Origin of the sequence: Rhizobium rhizoryzae (assembly GCF_011046895.1) — a bacterium.
Taxonomy (GTDB): domain Bacteria; phylum Pseudomonadota; class Alphaproteobacteria; order Rhizobiales; family Rhizobiaceae; genus Neorhizobium; species Neorhizobium rhizoryzae.
This window is the reverse complement of sequence record NZ_CP049250.1, coordinates 2,220,833-2,236,907: the sequence shown is the minus strand read 5'-3', so window position 1 is coordinate 2,236,907 and position 16,075 is coordinate 2,220,833. Positions and strand designations below refer to the sequence as shown.

At 59.6% G+C, this 16,075-nt stretch carries 13 protein-coding genes and 1 other RNA gene; all 14 read right to left on the bottom strand.

Annotation, left to right across the window (positions count from 1 at the left end):
- Window positions 1-53: 53 nt before the first annotated feature.
- Window positions 54-1,028, bottom strand: a complete 975-nt coding sequence (murB, locus tag G6N80_RS16670) for a UDP-N-acetylmuramate dehydrogenase (protein ID WP_165135432.1) — start codon at window positions 1,026-1,028, stop codon at window positions 54-56.
- Window positions 1,028-2,440, bottom strand: coding sequence for a UDP-N-acetylmuramate--L-alanine ligase (gene murC / locus G6N80_RS16665; protein ID WP_165135429.1), 1,413 nt, complete (start codon window positions 2,438-2,440; stop codon window positions 1,028-1,030). Before murC ends, murB begins: the two co-directional genes overlap by 1 nt.
- Window positions 2,437-3,561 (bottom strand): undecaprenyldiphospho-muramoylpentapeptide beta-N-acetylglucosaminyltransferase, encoded by a 1,125-nt coding sequence (murG, locus tag G6N80_RS16660; protein WP_165135426.1) that lies wholly within the window; start codon window positions 3,559-3,561, stop codon window positions 2,437-2,439. Before murG ends, murC begins: the two co-directional genes overlap by 4 nt.
- Window positions 3,562-3,566: 5 nt before the next feature.
- Window positions 3,567-4,721, bottom strand: coding sequence for a putative lipid II flippase FtsW (ftsW, locus tag G6N80_RS16655; protein ID WP_062554140.1), 1,155 nt, complete (start codon window positions 4,719-4,721; stop codon window positions 3,567-3,569).
- A 1-nt stretch (window position 4,722) separates the two neighbouring features.
- Window positions 4,723-6,129 (bottom strand): UDP-N-acetylmuramoyl-L-alanine--D-glutamate ligase, encoded by a 1,407-nt coding sequence (murD, locus tag G6N80_RS16650; RefSeq protein ID WP_165135423.1) that lies wholly within the window; start codon window positions 6,127-6,129, stop codon window positions 4,723-4,725.
- A gap of 5 nt (window positions 6,130-6,134) precedes the next feature.
- Complete coding sequence (mraY, locus tag G6N80_RS16645; RefSeq protein WP_062554138.1) at window positions 6,135-7,235, bottom strand: phospho-N-acetylmuramoyl-pentapeptide-transferase; 1,101 nt, start codon at window positions 7,233-7,235, stop codon at window positions 6,135-6,137.
- A gap of 27 nt (window positions 7,236-7,262) precedes the next feature.
- On the bottom strand, window positions 7,263-8,690 hold the full coding sequence (locus G6N80_RS16640) for a UDP-N-acetylmuramoylalanyl-D-glutamyl-2,6-diaminopimelate--D-alanyl-D-alanine ligase (RefSeq protein WP_165135420.1): 1,428 nt from the start codon (window positions 8,688-8,690) through the stop codon (window positions 7,263-7,265).
- Window positions 8,687-10,141, bottom strand: a complete 1,455-nt coding sequence (locus G6N80_RS16635) for a UDP-N-acetylmuramoyl-L-alanyl-D-glutamate--2,6-diaminopimelate ligase (RefSeq protein WP_165135417.1) — start codon at window positions 10,139-10,141, stop codon at window positions 8,687-8,689. The genes G6N80_RS16640 and G6N80_RS16635 overlap by 4 nt, the downstream gene beginning before the upstream one ends.
- A 64-nt stretch (window positions 10,142-10,205) precedes the next feature.
- The gene (locus G6N80_RS16630) at window positions 10,206-11,945 is read right to left on the bottom strand and encodes a peptidoglycan D,D-transpeptidase FtsI family protein (RefSeq protein WP_062554135.1); all 1,740 of its coding nucleotides are present in this window, start codon (window positions 11,943-11,945) and stop codon (window positions 10,206-10,208) included.
- Window positions 11,945-12,418 carry a cell division protein FtsL gene (gene ftsL / locus G6N80_RS16625; RefSeq protein WP_062554134.1) on the bottom strand — a complete coding sequence of 158 codons (474 nt, stop codon included), beginning with the start codon at window positions 12,416-12,418 and terminating at the stop codon, window positions 11,945-11,947. Before ftsL ends, G6N80_RS16630 begins: the two co-directional genes overlap by 1 nt.
- 2 nt (window positions 12,419-12,420) lie before the next feature.
- Window positions 12,421-13,446 (bottom strand): 16S rRNA (cytosine(1402)-N(4))-methyltransferase RsmH, encoded by a 1,026-nt coding sequence (gene rsmH, locus G6N80_RS16620; RefSeq protein WP_062554133.1) that lies wholly within the window; start codon window positions 13,444-13,446, stop codon window positions 12,421-12,423.
- A gap of 14 nt (window positions 13,447-13,460) precedes the next feature.
- Window positions 13,461-13,901 carry a division/cell wall cluster transcriptional repressor MraZ gene (gene mraZ, locus G6N80_RS16615; protein ID WP_062554755.1) on the bottom strand — a complete coding sequence of 147 codons (441 nt, stop codon included), beginning with the start codon at window positions 13,899-13,901 and terminating at the stop codon, window positions 13,461-13,463.
- Between the two features lie 496 nt (window positions 13,902-14,397).
- Window positions 14,398-14,824, bottom strand: an RNA gene (gene rnpB, locus G6N80_RS16610) — RNase P RNA component class A.
- Between the two features lie 43 nt (window positions 14,825-14,867).
- Window positions 14,868-16,058, bottom strand: a complete 1,191-nt coding sequence (locus tag G6N80_RS16605) for an FAD-dependent oxidoreductase (RefSeq protein WP_165135414.1) — start codon at window positions 16,056-16,058, stop codon at window positions 14,868-14,870.
- Window positions 16,059-16,075 lie beyond the last annotated feature (17 nt).

Here is a 16,075-nt window from a genome sequence, read left to right as displayed (position 1 = left end):
TAAAAAAGCCCGCGAAATCGCTGATTTCGCGGGCTTTTCTTACGATATGAGATTTATTCCGTGGTCACACCCTGGAATGGACGGACCTCGCGACCCGGCATGAAGATGCCGAGGCGCTTGATTTCCCACTCGAGCTTGACACCCGAAGTTTCATAAACGCGCTGGCGTACCAGTTCGCCAAGATATTCAAGGTCATAGCCAGATGCATGACCTATATTGATCATGAAATTGCAGTGCAGCGAGGACATCTGCGCACCGCCCACCATCAAACCGCGGCATCCCGCTTCATCGATCAATTCCCAGGCCGAATGTCCGGGCGGATTCTTGAACGTTGAGCCACCGGTCTTTTCCTTGACCGGCTGGACCGTTTCACGGTGATGGCGAACCGCATCCATCTCGGAGCGGATCTTGGCGCGATCATCGGCATAGCCTTCAAAAAGCGCGTGGGTGAAAATGAGGCCCGCGCCTGCGGAAGAATGACGGTAGCTGTAACCCATGTCGGCATTCGTCAAAACGTGCTTGTTGCCCTTTCGGTCAACGGCATGAACTTCAACGACACGTGCAGAGGTTTCCCCGCCGTTGGCGCCGGCATTCATGCGCAGCGCACCGCCGATGGAACCGGGAATCCCGTAGTAGAATGCAAAACCGCCGATACCATTATCCATGGCCATCGCAGCGATGTATTTGTCGGGGCAGATGGCACCGGCAAGAATACGATTTTCGCCCGCAAGCTCCAGCTGACCGAAACCCTTTGCGGAAAGACGCAGCACAACACCCGGAATTCCACCGTCGCGCACAAGAAGGTTGGAGCCTACGCCCATCACCGTCAGCGGCACATCTTCCGGCAGAAGCTTCAGGAAGGTGATGAGATCTTCCTCGTCATGCGGCTGGAACATGAGCTCGGCCAATCCACCGGCCTGAAACCAGGTAACCCGGTCCATCGGTGCATCGGGCGTCAGCCTGCCTCTCAATTCATTGACCCCAGACCCCAGCGAGGCCAGCAGCTTTTCCCCATTCACCTGCTTCATCAAGATTGTCCCGAAATGCTTTCCAGTTCCCTGGGCAGCGAGGCTGCCCATTGCGTAATGTTCCCAGCCCCCAGAAGAACCACGAAATCACCTGGTTTTGCAATGCCGGAAATGATGCCCGGCAATGCGCTGGGCGCAGACATGTAGCGCGCATCACGGTGACCGCCCGCCTTGATGCGGGAAACCAGGGCTTCCGAGTTGATACCGTCGATTTCCTCTTCGCCAGCCGCATAGACCGGAGCAAGGATGATACTGTCGGCATCGTTGAAGCAGGTGACGAAATCTTCGAACAGGCTGTGAAGCCGTGTGTAACGGTGCGGCTGGTGAACCGCGATGATTCGGCCCTGGCAGCTTTCGCGTGCGGCCCGGAGCACAGCCTTGATTTCCACCGGGTGGTGGCCGTAATCGTCGAAGACGGAAACGCCATTCCACGTGCCCGTCAGCGTGAAGCGACGCTTCACGCCACCGAAGGAGGCGAGACCCTTGCGAATGTCTTCTTCCGAAATGCCAAGCCGGTTGGCGACAGCAATCGCCGCCGTGGCATTCGAAATATTGTGGCGCCCCGGCATCGGGAGGCTGAGATCCTTGAACTGGAACACGCGACCGGTGCGGCGGCGGCGGATCTCCACGTCGAAGATTGCCCGTGTCCCATCCATGCGAATGTTGGAAAAGCGAGCATCGGCCTGCGGGTTTTCGCCGTAGGTCACAATCTTGCGATCCTCGATCTTGCCGACCAGTTGCTGCACTTCCGGGTGATCGATGCAAAGCACGCCGAAGCCATAGAACGGAACATTCTCCACGAACTGACGGAATGCCGCCCGCACAGCGTCGAAATTGCCGTAATGGTCCAGATGTTCCGGGTCAATGTTCGTGACCACCGCCACATCGGCAGGCAGTTTGAGGAAGGTTCCGTCCGACTCATCGGCCTCAACCACCATCCATTCGCCCTCGCCCATGCGGGCATTGGTGCCGTAGGCGTTGATGATGCCGCCGTTGATGACGGTAGGATCCAGCCCGCCCGCTTCCAGAAGCGTCGCAACCATTGAGGTGGTCGTCGTCTTGCCATGCGTGCCGCCGATGGCGATTGCATTGCGGAAGCGCATCAACTCGGCCAGCATTTCGGCGCGGCGAACGATCGGCAGGGACTTCTCACGCGCAGCGATCAGTTCCGGATTGTTCTTCTTGATCGCGGTCGAAACGACAACGACTTCCGCGTCGCCGAGGTTCTCCGCCTGATGGCCGACGAATACCGGAATGCCTTTTTCGCGCAGGCGTTGGACATTGGCGCTATCCGACTGGTCGGAACCCTGAACGCGATGGCCAAGGTTATGCAGCACCTCGGCAATGCCGCTCATGCCGATACCGCCAATGCCGATGAAGTGGACGAGGCCGATCGCCTTCGGCATCTTCATGCTGCGACTCCTTTGAATGAAGAAACTTGCTGTTTTGCGGCAATAGCGATCACCAGATCGGCAAGCAAGGCCGCAGCGTTCGGGTGCCCCACCTTTCTGGCCGAGGACGCCATCTGCGCCATGCGTTCCGGCTCGTTCATTGCGCCGGAAATGATCTTGGAAAGCTTTTCCGGAGAAAGCTCCGCTTGTGGCACGACCTTGGCGCCGCCGACCTTCACCAGCGCGGCAGCATTGGCTGCCTGATCGTGGTCTAGCGCATAGGGGTAAGGCACCAGGAGAGCGGGCCTGCCGATAACGGCAAGCTCGGACACAGTCGACGCGCCGGATCGGCTGATCACGAGATGGGCTGCGGCAATACGCTCCGCCATGTCACCAAAGAATGGCGAGACGTCGGCGTTCATCTGCAGCTTGGCAAGGCAGCTATCGACCTGCGACCGGTCATCGGGACGCGCCTGTTGCGTCAACCGCACGCGGGCCCGCTCGCTCTCGTTCAGCAATGCCAGCGCGGTTGGAATGGCCCCGGAGAAGAACTGTGCGCCCTGGCTGCCGCCAAACACCACGAGGTTGAACGGGTCGTTGCCGATAGACGGCTGGTAAGGTCTGTTCGCCGCCGCAAGCACAGCGGGGCGCACAGGGTTGCCGGTGATTACCGTCTTGGCGGCGTGCTTTCCACCATCATCAGGCAGGAAGCCGCCGGCAATGGCCTGTACGCGATTGGCCAGAGCCTTGTTAGCGCGGCCCATGACTGCATTCTGCTCATGAATGAGCGAAGGAATACCCATGCCGGTCGACGCCAGAAGCGGCGGGATTGTGGGATAACCACCAAATCCGACCACAGCGGATGGACGGATGCCCGCCATCAGCTTGCGGGCTGCTCTTAAGCCTTTCCACAAGGTCAACATGGATTTTGCGATTGAGATCGGGTTCTTCGAACCCAAGGTCGCGGACGGCACAACGTGGATCTCGTCGGCAGGAAAGGAACCTGCAAAGCGCTCGGCGCGCTTGTCCGTCACGAGATGAACAGACCACCCGCGCGACTTCAACTCGTGCCCCAGCGCCTCCGCCGGAAACAAATGGCCGCCGGTACCACCGGCGGCGAGGAGGATAACACCTTTGCTCATTCATCTCACTCCGCAGGCACGCCGTGGGAAACCCTGAAGAGGCTTCGCTCCTGCGCCCGTTTTTCCGGACGATGACGGGTCAGCGCCAGAATGAACCCAGCCGTGATGCAGATCGCGATCATGGAAGACCCACCATAGGATATCAGCGGCAGCGTCATGCCCTTTGCCGGCATAAGCTCCAGATTGACGCCGATGTTGATCATCGACTGGATACCGATCTGAAGAACGAGACCCGCGACTGCAAAGCGATTGAAATCGTTCTTTTCACGATAGGCGTGGCTCAAGCCGCGAATGACGATGAAGGCGAAAATCGCCACCATGGCCATGCAGAACACGATACCGAATTCTTCCGCCGCGACGGAGAAAATGAAGTCCGTATGGCTGTCCGGCAGGATGCGCTTGACGATGCCTTCACCCGGACCCTGACCAAACCAGTCGCCGCGAATGATCGCCTCGCGCGCGGTATCAACCTGGAATGTATCCCCCTCACCCGTCATGAAGCGGTCGATACGCCCTGCAACGTGAGGGAAGATGTAATAGGCGCCGACGATTCCCCCTGCACCAAGACCACCAAGGAGGATGATCCACAGCCACGGCATGCCGGCCATGAAGAACATTCCGCCCCAGACCGCGCTGACAAGGATCGTCTGGCCAAGGTCGGGCTGCGCCACAAGAAGCGCGCCAACAATGCCAAAGAGAATGATCGCGAAGAAGTTGCCGGGCACTTCCGGTTGGCGCGCGTGCTCGGCAAACAGCCAGGCACAGACCACGACGAATGCAGGCTTCAGAAATTCCGATGGCTGGATCGAAAGGCTACCAATGGCGAACCAGCGGCGCGAGCCCTTGATTTCCGTTCCGAAGAACAGCGCAAGAACCATCATCGCGATCGACATGATCAGGAGAATGATAGCAGCCCGGCGTACCTGTCTCGGCGTCAGGAAGGAAAGCCCGATCATCACCAGGATAGAAGGAGCAAGGAAGATGGCATGACGTTCCACGAAGTGGAAGCTCGGCAGCCCGATACGCTCCGCCACCGGCGGTGACGCCGCAAAGGACAACATGAAGCCGATGCCCATCAACAGAATGAAGGTCGCCAGAAAAAAGCGATCGATCGTCCAGAACCAGTCTGCCAGTGCCCCTCGATCGGCGCGACTTACCATCTTACTGTCCTTTTTCCGGCTCGATGAGCATTGTCACGCCATCGAGTGCTGCCACCAGAGATACGAACCGGTCGCCTCTGACTTCGAAATTCCTGAACTGGTCAAAGCTCGCGCAGGCCGGAGACAACATCACGACACTCGTCCCGCCATCTGCCTGGGCATCCTTCGCTGCATGTTCAACCGCGCGTTCCAACGTCCCGGAGATCTCGTAAGGGACCGCTTCACCCAGCGTTGACGCAAACTCCGGAGCCGCCTCTCCAATCAGATAGGCTTTCACAATACGCGGGAAGAGTGGCGCGAGGCTTGCGATGCCGCCGGATTTGGGAAGTCCCCCAGCAATCCAGAAGATGCGGTCGTAGCTGGAAAGGGCTGGCGCAGCCGCATCGGCATTCGTTGCCTTCGAATCGTTGACGAAGGTCACGGAGCCCTTGCGGCCAACAGGCTGCATGCGGTGCTTCAGGCCAGGAAAGCTGCGAAGCCCTGCTTGGATCTCCTCGATCGACACGCCGACGGCAAGGCAGGCTCCGATGGCCGCTGCCGCGTTCTGCGCATTGTGCGATCCCTTGAGGGTATCGATGCCCTGAAGATCCGCGATCGGCTCCGATTTGCCGGCTTGCGCGTGAACGATCCCGCCATCTGCGAAATAGAACCCGTCGGCCAGCACCGTGCGGCGGGAAATGCGATTGACCCGGACACCCGCCCGCTCGATGCGATCCGCAATCAGCGTGCAGTAACTGTCATCGACACCGACGATCGCCATCTGGCTTCCGGCAACCAGTCGCTCCTTTACATCCGCGTAATGCTGCATGGTCCCGTGACGATCCAGATGATCCGGCGTCAGGTTAAGCAGGATGCCCGCACTGGGGTTGATCGTCGGTGCAAGATCGATCTGATAGGACGAGCACTCGACCACATAGAAGCGCCCAGCCTTGGGCGGATCGAGCGTCAGCACAGCCGTACCGATGTTGCCGCCAAGTTGCGTATCCCGTCCACTGGACTTCAGAATATGCGCAATCAGAGCCGTTGTGGTGGATTTGCCGTTTGTGCCTGTAATGGCGATGAACGGGCAATCGGGCGCATGAGCGCGGCGTTCCCGCACGAAAAGCTCGACATCACCAATGATCTCGACACCCGCCGAGCGGGCCAGATCCACGCTCCAGTGCGGCTTGGGATGCGTCAACGGCACGCCGGGAGACAAAACGAAAGCCGCTTGCGCTGCCCAGTCGATCTCTCGAAGATCGCCGGTGTTAACACCGGCCTGCTGCGCCTTCGCAACGCTGTCTGGATTATCATCCCATGCAATCACATCTGCGCCACCGGCAATCAAGGCCTGCGCCGTTGCGAGACCCGAACCGCCGAGGCCGAAAAGCGCGACCTTGCGCCCGGCAAATGTTGTGACAGCGATCATGGTGATTACCGCAGCTTGAGCGTGGAGAGGCCAAGCATGGCGAGACCCACGGCAATGATCCAGAACCGGATGACGACCTGGCTTTCCGTCCAGCCCAGCTTTTCGAAATGGTGATGGATTGGTGCCATGAGAAACACGCGGCGTCCCGTCAGCTTGAAGAAGCCGACCTGGATGATGACAGACAGCGTTTCCATCACGAAGAGGCCACCGATGATCGCCATGACGATCTCGTGCTTTGTGGCAACCGCCACGGAACCGATGAGGCCGCCCAGCGCGAGTGAACCGGTATCGCCCATGAAGATAGCGGCAGGCGGAGCGTTGAACCAGAGAAACCCTAGTCCCGCCCCGATGACAGCGCCCAGGATCACCGCCAGTTCTCCCGTTCCGGGCACGAAGTTGATCTGCAGGTAATCTGCAAAGACGGCATTACCGGCCAGATAGGCGATGATGCCGAAAGAGGCGGCGGCAATCATGACAGGCACGATCGCAAGACCATCGAGACCATCCGTCAGGTTCACGGCGTTACCTGCAGCAACAATCACGAAACCGCCGAACACGACGAAGAAGACGCCGAGATTCAAGAGAACGTTCTTGAAGAACGGGAACGTGACCGAGGTGCCGAGCACGGAGCCGTTCGGCGCATTGGCGATGGAGACGCGCATCATGAAGTAGACCGCAATCCCGGCGATCAGGAATTCGATGCCCAGACGCGCCTTGCCAGAGAACCCTTTATCCGTCTGCTTCGTGACCTTGAGATAGTCATCGTAAAAGCCGATGGCGCCAAAACCGAGCGTGACCAGCAGGGTGGCGACGACGTAGATGTTGGAAAGGTCTGCCCAGAGCAAAGAGCCGCCGACGATACCTGTCAGGATCATCAGGCCGCCCATGGTGGGGGTCCCAGCCTTCTTGAAATGCGTTTGCGGGCCGTCGGCGCGGATGGGCTGCCCCTTCCCCTGCCGGATGCGGAGCGACGCAATCATGCGCGGCCCGAACAGGAAGACGATGAGCGCTGAGGTGAAGAGCGCGGCACCTGTCCGGAACGTGATGTAGCGAAACAGGTTGAAGATCTGAAAGCTGCTCGCAAGCTCTACAAGCCAAATCAGCATGGGAAGTCTTTCTTCTGGAAGGTCAAATCAGCGCCCCGTGTCAGACAAGGGCGGATAGTTGTCAATAAGCGCCGCGACGATCTTGCCGAAGCCGATGCCGAGAGAGGATTTCACCATCAGCACGTCGCCCGGTATCACATTGCGAACGGCAAACTCCACCAGTTCCGGCGTCGTCGCGCGATATTCCACCTGAACGCTGTCCGGAAGCGCATCGCGGAGCGCCGCCATTTCCGCCCCCGCCAGCCACACATGCTCAATCCCGGCGGCCAGAAGTGGTCCGGCAAGTTCCTCATGCACCTTCTGCGAAAAGGCGCCCATTTCCAGCATGTCGCCCAGAACCGCAATGCGGCGGCCCGCACCCTGCGGTGGCGTTGCAGCCAGAAGCGCGATTGCTGCCCGCATGGAGGCGGGATTGGCGTTGTAGCTCTCATCGATCAGGGTGAGATGTCCGCCGGTCATCGACAGGCGATGCCGTTCGCCCCTGCCCTTGACGGGGCGAAGATCCGCCAGCGCAGCACGTGCTGCGTCAACATCGGCGCCCAGCAACGAGACGACCGCCAGTGCCGCCAGCGCATTTTCCGCGATGTGGCGACCCGGAGCCCCGATATGCACTTCCACCGTTTCGCCATCCAGCACCGCCCAGATGGTGGACCCTTCGGCGGAGCCTTCGAAATCCGCAAGACGGTAATCGGCTTTGGCATGTTGTCCGAAGGTCAGAATGTTCGGAAGCGCCAGTTCCTGGGCAATCCGCTCCAGATAAGCGAACTGCTTGTTATCCCGGTTGAGGAGAACAGCGCCACCCGGCTCCACGCCTTCGAAGATCTCGGCCTTCGCGGAGGCAATCTCTTCCAGGCTGTTGAAATGCCCGAGATGGGCCGCCGCAATCGTCGTGATGATCGCGACATGTGGGCGCACCATCTTCACAAGTGGACGAATTTCGTTCGGGTGGTTCATACCGATTTCAAAGACACCATAATCGGTATCGGCAGGCATGCGCGCCAGCGTCAGCGGTACGCCCCAGTGATTGTTGAAGGAAGCGACAGCCGTATGCACCTTGCCAGACGGTGCAAGCAGAGTGCGCAACATTTCCTTGGTCGTTGTCTTGCCCACGGAGCCGGTGACACCGACGATCTTGGCGTCGGTACGCGCGCGCGCGGCAACAGCCAGACGACCGAGTGCTGCGAGCACATCATCCACAACGATCATCGGCGTCGTAATCCGGCCCATGGCCGGAAGCTTGGCTTCCGCAACGACCAGAAGCGCCGCACCGTTTGCCATGGCCGTCGTTGCATAATCGTGTCCGTCGACGCGGTCGCCCTTGATCGCGAAAAATGCCTCACCCGGAGCAATGGTGCGGCTATCGATGGAGATGCCGGTTATCCCGGCAGGAAGCGAACCGATGGGCCGCCCCCCCATCGCAGCAATCATATCTGCCGTTGTCCATAGCCAGCTCACTGCGTCACACCCTCCAAAGCTTTTCGCACCTCGACATGGTCGGAGAACGGCAGCACCGTGGTGCCAACCGTCTGGCCCTCCTCATGGCCCTTACCTGCCACGATCAGCGTATCACCAGCATCCATCAGCGAAACCGCATGACGAATGGCCTGCGCCCGATCGCCGATTTCGGTGGCGGATGGTGCGGCAGCCATGATTTCGGAACGGATGGTCGCCGGATCTTCCGATCGTGGATTATCGTCGGTAACGATCACGATATCCGCCAGACGCGCCGCGATCTCTCCCATGATCGGACGCTTGCCCTTGTCGCGATCACCGCCACATCCGAAGACGACGATCACGCGTCCGGTCGTGAACGGACGAACGGATGTCAAAACGTTTTCCAGCGCTTCCGGCTTGTGGGCATAGTCGACATAGGCCGGTGAGCCCTGCCGTGTCTGGCCCACCAGCTCCAACCGGCCAGAGGCACCAACGAGGCGCTCCAGCGCCGCCATGGCGACCTTCGGCGCAACGCCTGTGGCAATCGCCAATCCAGCCGAAACCAGAGCGTTCGCGATCTGGAAATCCCCGGCCAGCGGAATGTGCACTTCGTGGATCTGACCATCGACATGCACTTCCGCCAACTGCTTGTGCCGAAAATGCTCGACCCGCTTGAGGCTGAGGAAATTGCCGCCACGCCCGACCGTCAGCACGTCGTGGCCCGCAGCCTTGGCAACCTCGATAGCCTTGGCCGACCATGGATCATCCGCGAAGATGACCGCGGGACTGCCCTTCGGAAGCAATGTATCAAACAGCCGCATCTTGGCGGCCATATAGTCTTCCATCGTCGGATGGTAATCCATGTGGTCGCGGCCAAGATTGGTAAAGGCTGCGGCGGCCAAGCGCACACCATCCAGGCGGCTCTGGTCGAGGCCGTGACTGGAAGCCTCCATGGCTGCGTGCGTTACACCCTCGCGCGCCAGTTCGGCCAGCAGCGCATGCAGGGCAACCGGGTCAGGCGTGGTGAGCGAGCCATATTCATTGCGCGTGGGAGAAATGACACCCGTCGTGCCGATCTGCGCGGCAGCAAGGCCGGCGTGCGCCCAGATCTGCCGCGTGAACGACGCTACGGAGGTTTTACCCGCCGTTCCCGTCACGGCAACGATCGTGCCCGGCTGCGCGTCATGAAAACGGGCAGCAGCCAGTGCCAGAACCCTGCGGACATTCCCGACACGAATGACCGGTATGCTGACATTGAGCTCTTCGGACGAGATGATTGCAGACGCACCCCGTGTCACGGCGTCCGCGGCGAATGCTGCACCATTTGCCTTGTTGCCGGGAATGGCAACGAACAGCATGCCCGGTTCGATCTTGCGGCTATCGGCAGAAATGCCGCTAATTGCGAGATCGCGAACGCCGTCCGGCTGTGCGGCAATCTCCGGAATGATCCCGGAGAAGTAATCAAGTTTCATCGGTACCCTCTCTGCGAAGCGGCCTGTCCCGTAGCCGCGAATCGACGGGCCCATTCATTATGGCCTAATAGGACACAAGCATGGCGGAACCGTTTTCTCCAAATCTTGGTTTTACACCGAGAACAGCGGCGGAGCGGCTGATGATCTCCTTGACCATGGGCGCGGCACTGTTACCGGCCAGAACGGCTCGGTCTGTCTCGCTGCGCGGATCGTCGATGAAGGTCAAAACCACATATTGCGGCTTGTAGATGGGGAACGCGGCTAGGAAGGCGTTGAAGTTGTGGTCGTGGTTATAGCGCCCGTTGATGACCTTGTCGGCCGTCCCCGTCTTGCCACCCACATCAAAGCCTTCCACCAGGGCGTTCTTGCCAGAACCCTGCGTTCCATTCCAGCCGAACAGCCAGCGCATGTTATCGCTTGTTGTCTTCTTGATAACAGTCGAAGCCACTTCGTTCGCCTGCTCCACGGAACGCGGCAGGAATGTCGGCTGGATGAGGCGACCGCCGTTTACCAGCACGGCTCCGGCAACCGCGGTCTGAAGTGGCGTCGTCGACACACCGTGACCGAAGGAAATCGTGATCGAGTTGATCTTCTTCCATGCTTTCGGCTGCGACGGCGTCGCAACTTCAGGAAGCTCCGTTTGCATGCGCGACAAGAGGCCCAGCCGTGTCAGGAATTCCTTGTGTCCCTCAATGCCGACGGCATCCGCCATTTTCGCGGTACCGATGTTGGACGAATACTGGAACACTTCCGGCATGGTGAGAAAACGTCCCTTGCCGTGGAAATCCTTGATCGTGAAGCCACCTATGCGGATTGGATAACGCGCATCGAAACTGTCGTTCATCGAGAACTTGCCTGAATCGAGCGCCATGGCCAGCGAGAAGGATTTGAACGTGGAGCCCATCTCGAACGTGCCGTTCGACATGCGGTTCAGCCAGCCTTCCTCACCACCTGCTGCCGGATCGTTCGGATCGAAATCCGGTGCGGACGCCATGGCGAGAATCTCACCCGTATTGGCATCCAGCACAACGCCGCCCGCCCCCTTGGCGCGGAACTTCTGGATGGCCGACATCAGCACTTCGCGCAGGATTGCCTGAACGCGAACATCGATCGAAAGCTTGACGGGTTCCAGCGGCTGATCGCTCGTCATGCCCACGGCTGCGAGATCGGCAAGGCCCTGACTGTCGATATATCGTTCCATGCCTGCAACGCCGCGGTTGTCGATGTTGACGTAGCCGACGATATGGGCAGCCGTGGCGCCTCCCGGATAGAACCGGCGCTTCTCGGGCCGGAAACCGATGCCGGGAATGCCGAGTGCCAGAATTTCGCTCTGCTGCTTGGGTGTAAGCTGGCGACGAAGCCACTGGAAGCGGGATTTGGACGAGAGCTTGTGGTAGATCTGCTTGGCATCGATGTCCGGCAGAACCGTGCGCAGTTTCTCGATGACTTCATCCGGATCAACGATCTTGTGCGGCTCCGCAAACAGCGAAACCGTGCGAATGTCGGTGGCCAGCACTTCACCGTTCCGGTCCAGAATGTCCGGGCGCGATGCCATCAGCCGGTCGGCAGGCATGATGCTCGACGTCGCTTCCGGCTCCTTCATGGCATAAAAGACCAGCCGTCCGCCAATCACACAGTAGAAGCCGAGGAAGCAGGCGATGATGATGCCGACGCGATTGCGGGCCTGCGCGGATTTTCGCTTGCGGCTGCCCTCGAAACTGGCGCCGCCAAAGGCGGGTCTCTTGGCGCCTGCGGAAAAATGAGCCCGGCTCTTCAGAACCATTACGCGCGAAAGGAAAGCCATCAGTGGTTCACCGATCCGGTTGCAATAGAATCAACGCTTGGAGTCTTGCCACGCGCAAGCGGCACGGGGATCTTCGATTTCGGCGGCTTGGCCTTGGCTGCATCAACACCCTTCAAGGCGGCAGCAACTTCAGGGTCCACCTGCGCGATCAGTTCTTCGATCGTCGTCTCAGGCTGCGGCAACTGCGATTTTGGCATCGGCAGTTCCTTAGGCATCGCAAGCTGGGTCGGCTGCGTCGGCTCCAGTTCCAATTCCGCCTGATACTGACCGATCAGGCGATGAAGCCGGTTCGGCTGCGTCAGCAAGGCCCAGTCAGCTTTCAGCAGATCAATTGTATCGTGTTCCAGCCGGATTTCCGTCTCCAGCCGACGCACTTCTTCCAGTTTGAGATCTGCCCTGTGCTTGATGCTGTAGGTCACGACGGCGGTAGCCGTCATGACGCCGATCAGCACGAGATCGAAGCTCCTCAGCATATTCAGGCTCCCATCTTTTCCAGGCTGGTCAGTTCAGGCAGATCGAAAATCGAGAAATCCACGGCGCGAGCCGGACTTGCAGTTCTGAAGGCTGCACGTAGCTTGGCGGACCTTGCGCGAGGGTTGACGGATGCTTCCGCCTCGGTCGCAGACAGCATTCCTTTGCCAACCGGCTCGAAAATCGAGGGCTTGTCCTCAACCATCGGCAGATGGCGTGACCCGCTCGCCTTGCCGGACCGATCCGTCAGAAAGCGTTTCACTAGACGGTCTTCCAGCGAATGGAAACTGACGACCACCAGTCGGCCGCCCGGCTTTAAAGCCTGCTCCGCCGCAAACAATGCCTGCGCAAGCTCACCCAGTTCATCGTTCACGAAGATGCGCAGCGCCTGAAATACCCGCGTTGCAGGATGGATCTTGTCCTTGGCCTTGCGTGGGTTGACGCTCTCGATGAGGTTGGCAAGATCGCGCGTCGTGGCAAAAGGTTCGCTCGCACGGCGCTTTTCGATGGCGCGCGCGATGCGCCCCGCCTGCTTTTCCTCACCCAGAAATCCAAAAATGCGCGCCATGTCGCCAGCCTTGGCGCGGTTTACGACATCAGCGGCTGAAACGCCGGAAGCAGACATGCGCATGTCCAGAGGGCCGTTGCGCTGAAACGAAAAGCCGCGATCCGCCTCATCAATCTGCATCGAAGACACGCCGATATCGAGAACGATACCGTCCAGACCACCATCAGGAGCGTGGGATGCGAGTTCTGAAAAGCGCGAGGAAATGAGTTTCAGGCGACCGCCAAATTCAGCAACCATTGGCTGACCGCTTGCGATCGCATTGGGGTCGCGATCGAGCGCAATGACATTGGCGCCGGTGGAGAGAATGGCGCGGGTATAGCCACCCGCGCCGAACGTACCGTCAAGGATCACCTTGCCCGGAGCCGGAGCCAAGGTCTCCAGCACCTCGTTCAGCATAACCGGAATGTGACGTACCAGTCCGCCATCGGCCTCGGAGTTACCCTCGCCAAGATTCGCCGCCATTCCAATCCCCTGTTCTAGGCAGGCCGCACCGGAAGACGAGCGCGACCCTCTCTGGCCACCACCTGCGCCTCGTGAAACGCCTGGGGCTGCCATAGCTGAAAATGATCCGAGCGACCCACGAAGGTGACTTCCGTCGTGATTCCGGTGAAGTCGCGAATGAAATCCGTGACCGCCAACCGGCCCTCCGCATCGAGCCGCATGTAGACGCCGCCGCCGTGCACCAGCAGCGACATCATGTTGGCCTCCGGCGAGAATGGATCCGCCTGGGCGATCTGCCGCTCGTACCGCTCGAGCAGGTCCGGACCGCCGACGCTGATCGCCGGAAAAACCAGGTCCTGGAGACAATAAAGCTCCTGGACGTTCCGCTGCGTCAAAACGGCACGAAACATCGCAGGGACGGAAACACGCCCCTTCGAGTCGATCCGGTTCGTCGCATTGGACAAGAAGCGGTTCATAACGCCAAACATCCGCCTCCAAGAGATGCGGGCGGCCATGACCACCCGCGTCAAACCCACAAAGGCACACAACCCGGCCGTTCAGACGGAACGTGTTCCGCCCGTTTCTTCCCGTGGGAAGCGATCCGAGCCTGTCCGATTGAGCGGGGGTAAAGTGCCCCTTCGCAGTGTGGATTTGGGATACCATGGGACCATATGGGCGTCAATGGGAAGCGACCCCACCGAGGGATCGCGGCATTAATAATTTATAACCCGTTAAGTTTAACAAAGGGTTAGCGAGGGCACTTTCCGAGTCCGTGACAGAACACGGAAAATCACACTCCCGTGAGCTGACAAACAACTGAAATCATTGGTTTTTGCAGGCCCTGCCAAGACTCTTGGATCTGGCTGCCAACAACCAGAAAGGGAAATGGCGGAGAACCATCTATCGTTAACGGGGCAGCCGGGATCCCGCGAATCCGAAACCACCCAGAGGTAGCATTCCACCAAAGAAGAAATCGCCAGTTGGCCTGTAAGCCGGGTTCTGTATGGCCCCGGTTTCCCGGAACGTGGCAGCCATTCATCTGGGACAGCGTTTGCACGCTGCCTCACGCAACCCACCCGGATGACTGGCCCGGAAACAGGCTGTAGCACCGCAAGCGGCACCCGCGTCATCCCTATTCGGTCTTGCTCCCGGTGGGGTTTACCTTGCCGGTCCTGTTGCCAGTCCCGCGGTGGGCTCTTACCCCACCCTTTCACCCTTACCCCGCCGCCTCTGATGCTCGCTTGAGCACAAGAGAAAGCGGGGCGGTTTGCTTTCTGTGGCACTATCCCTGGGGTCGCCCCCGCCGGACGTTATCCGGCACCGTATTTCCGTGGAGCCCGGACTTTCCTCACCCTACCGCCTTTCGGCATTGGTAAAGCGCGGCTGCCCGGCCAACTGGCAGCGCCTGCTTAAACGGTTTCCAGTCGCAGGGCTACTGCAAATCACGCGAAATGCGCCGCAAACGAAACGGGGTAGCCCTCGCCTTCCAGCGAGCCGTTCTTGATCAATTGCGCCCCCAGCCGTCCAATCTCATCGGAACTTTTGGCGGCCGAACCACACCCGCCCGTGACAACTGCGATTGCGGGATCTTCCGTAAAGTCGATGAAGGGATAGGCGGTCGCCGTCTTCGCTACCACGCAGGCGCCCGTGGAGATGCGATCAACGTCGATCTGCGGCACCAGCGGCCGTATGATCCGGGCATGGTGATCCCGCGCAACCTCACGCCCGCCGCTCCTGAACCACTGCTGCAACTCCTGAAGCGATCCCAGCTTCAGATCATCAGGATCGCCACCGATCTTGAGGTAGATCTTGCCGTCCGGATATCGCACAGGCGGCAGCAGATAGATGTGGTCAGCCGTGTCGCGTGGCTCGTAGATCAGCGAAGGCATACCGGAAAAGGCAGGTAATTCGCTTTCGGGTATTTCGAAAAAAGTGACCGTTCGACCATAAACCGACATCTGAACCTGTTGTGGCAACAGACTCTCGACAATGGAAAATCCGCCAGCGGCAAGCAGCACCCGCTCTGCCCGGTACACCGAACCCTCGCGAGTTTGCACCGAGATCAGATTGCCATCACGTCGGATGGAACCGACCGTCTCGGCAATCAGGGTAGCCCCCTGTTTCCGGCAGATCTCGGATTGCGCCGATACCAGTGCGCGGGGATTGACGTAACCGGCACTGCGCGCTTCAAAGACACCTTCGCTACCCGACTCGAAGCCGAAATAGCCGAAGCGAGAGATAAGTCCCGGATCATCCAGAAGTTCGGGCTGAACCCCTAGTTGCTCGGCAGCGCTGAGAATTCCCTCAATGTAGCTGTGACCGCTGGCCCGCTCGGGACCGACCATCAGGCAACCGGCTTCGTGATAGAACCGGATACCGCTCTCCTGCTCAATTCGCGCGTAGCGGGCAATGGAGCGGTTCGCGAGACGAGCCCAGACCGGGTCTGGATCAATGGTTCGCGTTATGCGCGCCTCGTCGTAATGGCTGCCGAAGACACCGTCATGGTTTCCGGCGTCCTTCGGCTCGTCCGGGCCGATCAGTGCGACGCCATCGGTTGTTTGTGAAAGATGGCGGGCCGCTGCGGAACCCATCATTCCACGACCCACAACAATGTACTTGAACAAATTCGACATGTGCCTGCGGAGGAAGG

Bases quoted from the DNA above. Each gene is read 5' to 3' on its own strand.
- murB (WP_165135432.1), bottom strand. From the start codon at position 1,028: ATGAAGCAGGTGAATGGGGAAAAGCTGCTGGCCTCGCTGGGGTCTGGG.
- murC (WP_165135429.1), bottom strand. From the start codon at position 2,440: ATGAAGATGCCGAAGGCGATCGGCCTCGTCCACTTCATCGGCATTGGC.
- murG (WP_165135426.1), bottom strand. From the start codon at position 3,561: ATGAGCAAAGGTGTTATCCTCCTCGCCGCCGGTGGTACCGGCGGCCAT.
- ftsW (WP_062554140.1), bottom strand. From the start codon at position 4,721: ATGGTAAGTCGCGCCGATCGAGGGGCACTGGCAGACTGGTTCTGGACG.
- murD (WP_165135423.1), bottom strand. From the start codon at position 6,129: ATGATCGCTGTCACAACATTTGCCGGGCGCAAGGTCGCGCTTTTCGGC.
- mraY (WP_062554138.1), bottom strand. From the start codon at position 7,235: ATGCTGATTTGGCTTGTAGAGCTTGCGAGCAGCTTTCAGATCTTCAAC.
- G6N80_RS16635 (WP_165135417.1), bottom strand. From the start codon at position 10,141: ATGAAACTTGATTACTTCTCCGGGATCATTCCGGAGATTGCCGCACAG.
- G6N80_RS16630 (WP_062554135.1), bottom strand. From the start codon at position 11,945: ATGGCTTTCCTTTCGCGCGTAATGGTTCTGAAGAGCCGGGCTCATTTT.
- ftsL (WP_062554134.1), bottom strand. From the start codon at position 12,418: ATGCTGAGGAGCTTCGATCTCGTGCTGATCGGCGTCATGACGGCTACC.
- rsmH (WP_062554133.1), bottom strand. From the start codon at position 13,446: ATGGCGGCGAATCTTGGCGAGGGTAACTCCGAGGCCGATGGCGGACTG.
- mraZ (WP_062554755.1), bottom strand. From the start codon at position 13,901: ATGAACCGCTTCTTGTCCAATGCGACGAACCGGATCGACTCGAAGGGG.
- G6N80_RS16605 (WP_165135414.1), bottom strand. From the start codon at position 16,058: ATGTCGAATTTGTTCAAGTACATTGTTGTGGGTCGTGGAATGATGGGT.